A 7,618-nucleotide genomic window follows, 5' to 3' on the forward strand; every position below is an offset into this window, starting at 1 on the left:
GCAATATTCTTTGCAGAGCGGGCGCGCAAGCCACAAATCCGCCCTGCCGCCGCAAAACCGCATCCCGCGGCATACCGCGCCAGGGATGACAGCCGGGGGTTTAAGCCTGCGGGTCCTGCCGCTATATGCATTGCCTGACGGCGGCAAGCCCGCCAGGCTGCATTACGTGGGGAACACACATGAGCGAGACGCGCCACACCAAGGTTCTGATCATCGGCTCCGGGCCTGCCGGCTATACCGCGGGGGTCTATGCCGCCCGTGCCATGCTGGAGCCCGTCCTGGTCCAGGGGATCGAGCCCGGCGGCCAGCTGACCACCACCACCGAGGTCGAGAACTACCCCGGCTTCACCGAGGTGCAGGGCCCCGACCTGATGATCAAGATGCAGGAGCACGCCCAGGCGATGGGCTGCGAAGTGATCGGCGACTACATCACCTCGCTCGACACCTCCGCCCGCCCGTTTGTGGCCAAGGCCGACAGCGGCACCACCTACACCGCTGACGCGGTGATCCTGGCGACCGGCGCCCGCGCCAAGTGGCTGGGCCTGGAATCGGAAGAGAAGTTCAAGGGCTTCGGCGTCTCGGCTTGCGCCACCTGCGACGGCTTCTTCTACCGCGGCCAGGAGATCGTGGTGATCGGCGGCGGCAACACCGCCGTGGAAGAGGCGCTGTTCCTCACCAACTTCGCCTCCAAGGTGACGCTGATCCACCGCCGTGACGAGCTGCGCGCCGAGAAGATCCTGCAGGACCGCCTGTTCAAGAACGAAAAGATCGAAACCCTGTGGTTCCACACCCTCGAAGAGGTCGTCGGCACCGACAACCCGCTGGGGGTCGAGGGCGTCGTGGTCAAGAACGTGCAGACCGGCGAAGTCAAGGAAATCCCCTGCAAGGGCGTCTTTGTCGCCATCGGCCACGCCCCCGCCAACGAGCTGGTGAAGGACGTGCTGGAGCTGCACAACGGCGGCTATGTCAAGGTGAAGCCCGGCTCCACCGAGACCTCGATCCCCGGCATCTACGCCGCCGGCGATCTGACCGACCACAAGTACCGCCAGGCGGTCACCTCGGCCGGCATGGGCTGCATGGCGGCGCTCGACGCCGAACGCTTCCTGGCCGAGCAGGAGTAACCGGGATGCCGCACGATTTCGACGCGCAGCGGGCCGGAACCGTTGCGGCATTCAACGATCTGCAGGCCGAGCACGGCCTGCCGGAGGTGGCGGACGTGGATTATTTCTTCGTCCCCGCCCGCACCGGCGCCGACTGGCGCCCGCTGGCCGAGGAGCTGAGCCGCGAGGGCTACAGCTGCAGCTGGGTCAGCGCTGACGAGGCCGAAGGCGGCAGCCCCTATCTGGCCGCCACCCTGCCGGACCAGATCATCTCTGCCACCGGCATCTGGATCGGCGAGGAAGTCGCCACCCGCGCCGCCCTCTCCCGCGGTTTTGCCCCCGACGGCTGGGGGCTGGAGGGCTGAACCCGCCCGAAACCCGCCATTGACCCCGGCCCCGCCGCCCCGCAGTCTGCACCCCGGAAACCGCGAACAGGAGGACCGGGGTGGCAAGCGCGCTCTGGCAGGGCAACTGGATCACCCGCACCCGGATCACCACCGGGCTGGTGCTGCTGGCCTATGCCTTCTTTCACTTCATCAACATCGGCCTGGGTCTGCTGTCGCCGGAATGGATGGATGAATTCCAGGACGCGCGGCAGGTCATCACCCGCAGCCTGCCGGGCAGCCTGATCCTCTATGCCGCGCTGATCCTGCATCCGGGCCTGGCGCTCTGGAACCTGGCCAAGCGGCGGACGCTGAAAATGCGCTGGGGCGAGGCTCTGCAGACCGTGCTCGGCCTGCTGATCCCGCTGCAGCTGCTGGCGCATGTGGTCTTCACCCGCTACTCGCACGAAATCTACGGCGTCAATGACGAGTACCCCTATCAGATCGTGCTGATGTGGGCCTCGCCCGAGGCCTGGCAGCAAAGCCTCTTGCTGCTGGCGGTCTGGATCCACGGCTGCATGGGGCTGCACTACTGGCTGCGGCTCACCCGCTGGTGGCGCCCGCTGATCCCCTGGATGGCGGGGCTTGCGGTGTTCATCCCCGGCTTCGCCCTCGCCGGCTTCCTGACCGAGGGCCGCCGCATCCACGGCCTGTTCGTAGAGGGCACCGAACGCGCCGCCCTGATGGAGGATTTCAACTGGCCCAGCCAGCAGGCCTTTGCCGACCTGTTCGAGGCTGAGCGCCTGTGGCTCGCCATCTTTCTCCTGCTGCTCGGCCTCACCGCTGCCGCCTTTCTCCTGCGCAAGCTTGTGCGCCGCCGCCGGGCGGTCGCCATCCGCTACGCCTTCGGCCCCGAGATCCGCGCCGAGCGCGGCATGACGCTGCTGGAGATGTCGCACGCGGGCGGCGTCCAGCACACCTCGCTTTGCGGCGGCAAGGGGCGCTGCACCACCTGCCGGGTGGTGGTGGATCAGGGCGGCGAGACCCTGCCGCCGCCCGCCCCGCCCGAGGCCCGCAGCCTGGCCCGGGTCCAGGCGCCCGCCAACATGCGGCTCGCCTGCCAGATCCGCCCGCAGGCGCCGCTCACCGTCACCCGCATGTTCCGCCCCGACGGCCGCAAGGGCCGCGCACATGCCAGCCAGGGCACAGAACAGCAGCTGGCCATCCTGTTCCTCGACATCCGCGGTTTCACCGCCCGCGCCGCCGGCCAGCTGCCCTATGACGTGGTGTTCCTGCTGAACCGCTTCTTCGACGCCATCGTGCCCGCCATCACCAGCTGCGGCGGCACCGTCGACAAATACCTGGGCGACGGGCTGCTGGCCCTGTTCGAGGCCCCCGCCCCGGCCCGTTCGGCCGAGGCCGCGCTGGAGGCCGCTGCCGCCATCGGCAGCGCGCTGCAGGATTTCAACGCGCAGCTGGCCGCGGACGGCGAGCCGGAAATCCGCATCGGCATCGGCGTGCACCTGGGCGAGCTGGTGCTGGGCGAGATCGGCAGCGCAGGCCACGCGCCGCGCACCATCATCGGCGGCAGCGTCAACGCCGCCAGCCGGCTGGAAGCCAAGACCAAGGAGCTGGGCGTCGAACTGCTGATTTCCGCCCGGGTGCTGGACGCGGCCGGCTACGACTCAGCCCGCCTGCCGCTGCAAACCTTCCAGCTGCGCGGCGTTTCCAGGCCGCTGGCCGCCCTGCCGGTGGCCCATGCGGCGGCGCTGCCGCGGACCCTGGCCGGAGAACAGAATTAGGCGCCCGGCCCGCCGCACAAAACGGATGTTTCCCGCAACGCCCCCGCCCCGCGCCAGCCATCCGGCGCAGCCGGAAAATGGCGGACAACCGCCCCCGCCGCCGCATCCGTGGCAGCCCTGCAACGCAGCAAAAAATCGCCGATTCCCGGCAATTCACCCTTTGCATCCGGGCCGAACCATGCAATGCGTTCACGCGTGAACACACTTTAACCTGCTGACTGCTGCCTGAAACCGTGCCCGAAACCGCGACCCTTTCCACCCCGGACGAGGAAGACCTGCTCTTCCGCCTCCTGCGCCAGCTCGACGCGGCGCCGGACGCCTCGCAGCGGGTGACGGCTGCGGCGCTGGGGATTTCGCTGGGGCGGCTCAACACCCAGCTGCGGCTGGCGGCAGAGGGCGGCCTGATCACCGTCAGCGCCCGCCCCGGCCCCGACAAGCGGCAGCGGTTCGCCTATACGCTGACCACCCGCGGCGCTGCGGAAAAAGTGCGGCTCACCGATCAATTCCTCGCCCGCAAGCTCGCAGAATACAACGCGCTGCATGCGGAACTCACCGGCTCCGCTAGCGGCCTCCCCCCTCTCAAACACAGGACCCATCCGATGCAAAGCAACCTGGCTCCCATCCCTGAGCTTTATGTCTCCTACGAAAGCGCCCAGAAACTGAAGGTCGAAGCAGCCGACCTGGTCAGCTGGGACCTGACCCCGCGCCAGATCTGCGACCTGGAACTGCTGATGAACGGCGGCTTCAACCCGCTCAAGGGCTTCCTGTCCGAGGCCGACTACAACAGCGTCGTCGACACCATGCGCCTGACCGACGGCTCCCTGTGGCCGATGCCGATCACCCTGGACGTCTCCGAAGACTTCGCGTCCAAGCTGGAAGCGGGCCAGGACATTGCCCTGCGCGACCAGGAAGGCGTGATCCTCGCCACCATGACCGTCACCGACAACTGGGTGCCGAACAAGGCGCGCGAGGCGGAGAAGGTGTTCGGCGCCGATGACGACGCCCACCCGGCGGTGAACTACCTGCACAACACCGCGGGCAAGGTCTACCTGGGCGGCCCGGTCACCGGCATCCAGCAGCCCGTCCACTATGACTTCCGCGGCCGCCGCGACACCCCGAACGAGCTGCGCGCCTACTTCCGCAAGCTGGGCTGGAACAAGGTTGTCGCCTTCCAGACCCGCAACCCGCTGCACCGCGCCCACCAGGAGCTGACCTTCCGCGCCGCGCGCGAAGCCCAGGCCAACCTGCTGATCCACCCGGTGGTCGGCATGACCAAGCCGGGCGACGTCGACCACTTCACCCGCGTGCGCTGCTACGAAGCCGTCCTGGACAAATACCCGGCCGCCACCACCTCCATGTCGCTGCTGAACCTGGCGATGCGCATGGCCGGCCCGCGCGAGGCGGTCTGGCACGGCCTGATCCGCAAGAACCACGGCTGCACCCATTTCATCGTCGGCCGCGACCACGCAGGCCCCGGCAAGAACTCCGCCGGCGAAGATTTCTATGGCCCCTATGACGCGCAGGACCTGTTCCGCGAGTTCCAGGGCGAGATGGGCATCGAAATGGTCGACTTCAAACACATGGTCTATGTGCAGGAGCGCGCCCAGTACGAGCCGAACGACGAGATCGCAGACCGCGACAACGTCACCATCCTGAACATCTCCGGCACCGAACTGCGCCGCCGCCTGGCCGAAGGCCTGGAGATCCCCGAGTGGTTCTCCTTCCCCGAGGTGGTTGCCGAGCTGCGCAAGACCAAGCCGCCGCGCTCCAAGCAGGGCTTCACCGTGTTCTTCACCGGCTTCTCCGGCTCCGGCAAATCCACCATTGCAAACGCTCTGATGGTCAAGCTGATGGAAATGGGCGGCCGCCCCGTGACCCTGCTCGATGGCGACATCGTGCGTAAGAACCTGTCGAGCGAGCTGGGCTTCTCGAAAGAGCACCGCGACCTCAACATCCGCCGCATCGGCTATGTCGCCTCCGAGATCACCAAGAACGGCGGCATCGCCATCTGCGCCCCGATCGCGCCCTACGCGACCACCCGCCGCGCCGTGCGCGAGGACATCGAGCAGTTCGGCGCCTTTGTCGAAGTGCACGTCGCCACCTCGATCGAGGAATGCGAGCGCCGCGACCGCAAGGGTCTCTACAAGCTGGCCCGCGAAGGCAAGATCAAGGAGTTCACCGGCATCTCCGACCCCTATGACGTGCCGGTCAACCCGGAACTGTCGGTCGAGACCGAAAACGTCGACGTCGACAACTGCGCCCACCAGGTTCTGCTGAAACTGGAAAGCATGGGCCTGATCAAGGCCTGAGCCTGACCGGCACAGCAAGAAACAAGAGCGGCCCGCCATCTGGCGGGCCGTTTTGCGTTTGACAGACCTAAGGCATTCCGAGCCGCCGCACCACTGCCCTATTTGGTTCTGCGGGCAGCGCCTGCGCCTCTGGCAGGTAAAAAGCCGGCGATAGCCCGCACCTCTCGAACGGTCTCTGTCTCCGGCCAATTTCCGCCATGTTTTCGAGGCAAACCGGCGGCAGCGTTTCCATTACGAACCTTAGAGACTCGCCTTATGTCCAAAGCAGATTTTCAAAATCGTTTGCAGCGCATTAACGCCGCCCCGCCACAGCGACAGCCCGCCGATCTGTCCGCCCCGCAAACGGAGCAGGCCCGGATGCAGAAGACGAACTACGGCCTTCTGACCTTGGGCGGGGCTGTTGTGTTGCTAGGGGTTCAAGCCATCAAATACACGAATGCGAACTACATACCTATTGAAGACAGCATAGGGACCGCAGCGTCGATTGGGCTTTGCTTTGCAGCATATTTTGTTTTCCTGGCCGGGATCGTTGCAGTGGCGCGCGCAATAATCAAAAGACGCATTGCGCAACCCGTGCTGCAGTCCACAAAAAGGGCGCGTGCGTTCACCTCGCTTTCCGGCTTCATTCTTGGCACAATCGCGTGTCTCATTATGTTCATGTCTGCGGCGGCACGGTTCATCGAAACAGAAGCAGCTGAGCTTTTTTCCCTTGGCAGCAGTCTGATTGCCTTTCTTCTCTTTCTTCTGTCCGCGCTGCTGGGTCTGATTGGACTGTTTTTCCGCGGCTACACGCTTCACCGATACGCGCTCTGGCGCTTCCCGGTCTATTTTCTGTATGGCGGGGTGCTGACCTATGCCGCTGTCCGGGTTGCCGGGATCAATTTGCTCAAATGGCCGTCTTTCATTGCTATGTTGCAATGATCCATTTCGCCGGGGCTTGCTGCGAGCCGTAAACTCCGGAACTGTCGGTCGAGACCGAAAACGTCGACGTCGACAACTGCGCCCATCAGGTTCTGCTGAAACTGGAAAGCATGGGCCTGATCAAGGCCTGAGCCTGACCGGCACAGCAAGAAACAAGAGCGGCCCGCCATCTGGCGGGCTGTTTTGCTGTGGAGCAGGCGATAGCCAGTTATGAGCCCAGCGCCGGAAATGCTGTAATATGCAGGAAAGAACTCATGACTAAGAAACCATGAAAACGTTGCCGCCTCACAAGTTTTTGCACTGTCCTGGCCTGGCGTCACTCGCCGCAGGGCTTTCGAAGCGGAGGGGTGTCATGCAGAGGCTTCCAGGCATTTTGGGCTTTTTCCTCCTGGCTGCCGCGCTCGCAGCCGCAAGCGCCTCTCCGTCCGATGCAGGCCCGCGCAACAAATGGTCTGTCTCGTGCGGTGCCGACAAGGGCGCAATCACGCGCTCCGGCAATACCTGGACATTCAAAACGAGTTCAAATCATTGCGTCGGCGGCACGTTCAACCAGCGTGCCGAAATCAACACCAGACGCTTTTCTGCAACAACCCGCGGGACGTACCGCGTTCAAACTTTTGTCTCGATGCGCGCAAACCCTCCGGGGCGGTTTGACATCATGCAAATCCATGACGGACGCTATGGCTGCGCGCCCCCCTTGAAAATTCAAGTCCAAAGCTCTGGAGAGATCACCTTTGACAGCGCCTTTAAGTCCGGGAGCGGCGGGACGAAAAACTGCGTGAAGAACCGTGCACTCCTGAAAGGCGGCTCGCCGGGCCGCATTCGGCAGGACGGCACGGAGTACAAACTGGACGTGATTTTTGATTTCGACGGAAATGGCGGGTTTGATGTAATCGTGTTTTTGGATGACCGCCTGCAAATCAGCGGAACCTACAGTTTCGTGGCAGGCAAGGGCTACCGCGAGGCGACCCATTTCCGGATCAAACACGGCGTGTATTCAAAGCAGCTCTTCCAATACGAAATGCGGTCACGCGACCTGTCTGTTAAACGGGTGCGGCTGGCCAACTGAAACGGCAGTGTCCATGGTTGTCCCCCTGCCTGCGGTCCAGCCACCAAACGGGCACCGGCTCCAAGACTTCGCCCCCCCCCGCACCGCCCTCCGC

General features: G+C 64.7%; 6 protein-coding genes. All 6 read left to right on the forward strand.

Annotation, left to right across the window (positions count from 1 at the left end; translation table 11 throughout):
* The first annotated feature begins 179 nt into the window (after positions 1-179).
* The 6 genes from trxB to LHL23_RS07010 all read left to right on the forward strand — a co-directional run bounded on the left by trxB (position 180) and on the right by LHL23_RS07010 (position 7,524).
* Positions 180-1,121, forward strand: coding sequence for a thioredoxin-disulfide reductase (gene trxB / locus LHL23_RS06985; RefSeq protein ID WP_222478010.1), 942 nt, complete (start codon positions 180-182; stop codon positions 1,119-1,121).
* A 5-nt stretch (positions 1,122-1,126) separates the two neighbouring features.
* The gene (locus tag LHL23_RS06990; RefSeq protein ID WP_226429297.1) at positions 1,127-1,465 is read left to right on the forward strand and encodes a ribonuclease E inhibitor RraB; all 339 of its coding nucleotides are present in this window, start codon (positions 1,127-1,129) and stop codon (positions 1,463-1,465) included.
* An 80-nt stretch (positions 1,466-1,545) separates the two neighbouring features.
* Complete coding sequence (locus tag LHL23_RS06995; RefSeq protein ID WP_226429298.1) at positions 1,546-3,225, forward strand: adenylate/guanylate cyclase domain-containing protein; 1,680 nt, start codon at positions 1,546-1,548, stop codon at positions 3,223-3,225.
* 599 nt (positions 3,226-3,824) lie between these two features.
* Complete coding sequence (locus LHL23_RS07000; protein ID WP_413229467.1) at positions 3,825-5,534, forward strand: bifunctional sulfate adenylyltransferase/adenylylsulfate kinase; 1,710 nt, start codon at positions 3,825-3,827, stop codon at positions 5,532-5,534.
* A 255-nt stretch (positions 5,535-5,789) separates the two neighbouring features.
* Complete coding sequence (locus LHL23_RS07005; RefSeq protein WP_226429300.1) at positions 5,790-6,455, forward strand: hypothetical protein; 666 nt, start codon at positions 5,790-5,792, stop codon at positions 6,453-6,455.
* A gap of 352 nt (positions 6,456-6,807) precedes the next feature.
* Positions 6,808-7,524, forward strand: coding sequence for a hypothetical protein (locus tag LHL23_RS07010; RefSeq protein ID WP_226429301.1), 717 nt, complete (start codon positions 6,808-6,810; stop codon positions 7,522-7,524).
* Positions 7,525-7,618 lie beyond the last annotated feature (94 nt).

The organism is Leisingera sp. McT4-56, assembly GCF_020514995.1.
Lineage (GTDB): Bacteria > Pseudomonadota > Alphaproteobacteria > Rhodobacterales > Rhodobacteraceae > Leisingera > Leisingera aquaemixtae_A.

Bases quoted from the DNA above. Each gene is read 5' to 3' on its own strand.
- trxB (WP_222478010.1), top strand. From the start codon at position 180: ATGAGCGAGACGCGCCACACCAAGGTTCTGATCATCGGCTCCGGGCCT.
- LHL23_RS06990 (WP_226429297.1), top strand. From the start codon at position 1,127: ATGCCGCACGATTTCGACGCGCAGCGGGCCGGAACCGTTGCGGCATTC.
- LHL23_RS07000 (WP_413229467.1), top strand. From the start codon at position 3,825: ATGCAAAGCAACCTGGCTCCCATCCCTGAGCTTTATGTCTCCTACGAA.
- LHL23_RS07005 (WP_226429300.1), top strand. From the start codon at position 5,790: ATGTCCAAAGCAGATTTTCAAAATCGTTTGCAGCGCATTAACGCCGCC.
- LHL23_RS07010 (WP_226429301.1), top strand. From the start codon at position 6,808: ATGCAGAGGCTTCCAGGCATTTTGGGCTTTTTCCTCCTGGCTGCCGCG.